At 64.9% G+C, this 1,124-nt stretch carries 1 protein-coding gene; it reads left to right on the forward strand.

Going from position 1 to position 1,124, the window contains the following annotated elements:
* The coding region (gene tssI, locus ACQZ5K_RS26935; protein ID WP_448742074.1) for a type VI secretion system tip protein TssI/VgrG at window positions 1–1,124 on the forward strand (1,124 nt) is incomplete at both ends.

Raw genomic sequence — 1,124 nt, forward strand, 5'->3', positions numbered from 1 at the left:
GCCGAGCGGGCGCAGAAACTGCGCACCCAGGCGATCGAGGCCGACCACGACCGGGTTTTCGGTTCGTCGACCTCGCGCATTCTGGAGGCCGGCCGCCGCTTCACGCCTTACGAGGTCGCCCATCCCGAACACGCCTATGAAGAACATGTGATCATCAGGGCAAGCCACAATATCGTCGATCTCTCCTATGAGACCAATGGCAACGAGCCGGAATACCGCAATCACTTCGAGGCAATTCCGGCCCGTGTGCCGCTGACGCCGCACCGGTCAACAAAACGCCCGCGCATCGAAGGTACACAGGTGGCGATCGTCGCCGGACCTGAAGGCGAGGAAATTCATCCTGACCAATATGGCCGCATCAAGCTGTGGTTCCCGTGGGACCGCAAGGCGAAGAAGGATGGCACGGATACGTGCTGGGTTCGTGTCAGCCAGGCATGGGGCGGCGGCACATGGGGTGCGCAGGTCATTCCACGCATCGGCATGGAGGTGATGGTCGCCTTTGTCGATGGCGACCCGGACAAGCCGCTGGTCATCGGCGTGGTCAACAATCCGGCCAATTCCGTGCCTTACGACCTGCCGGCCAACAAGACGCGCATGGTGCTGCGTTCCAACAGCCACAAGGGCGACGGTTTCAACGAAATCACCTTTGAGGATGAGGCCGGCAAGGAGAACCAGTTCTTCCACGCCCAGAAGGACCAGACGACGCGGGTATTGAATGACCGGATCAAGCGCATCGACCGGCATGAGGTCGCCTCGGTCGGCGGCAACCGCGCGGTGGAAGTTTCCGGCAACCAGAAACACGAGATCGGCGGCTCGGTAAACACCGTCGTCGGCGGCACGGGGCCGATGGCGATGATGGCCATGGCGGGCGTGCAGGCGCTCTCCGGGCAGACGGCGGGGCTGCTTTCGCAGGCCGCCCAGATCGCCGGCGGCGGTGGCCCCGGTGTCGCGGCCTTCGCCACCACGCTCGCCTCATCCGCACTCGGCTTCCTCGGTGCCGGCGGTCTTTCATCGCGTGAGGGGGTCGTTTCCGGCCCGAGCCCGCGCGCGGATGCGGGTACGGCGCTAGCCGGCTCCGGCTCGGGCGTCGGTTCCGATGCTTCGGGATTGTTTCCGCTGCCGGG

The organism is Agrobacterium sp. 22-226-1 (assembly GCF_053522345.1).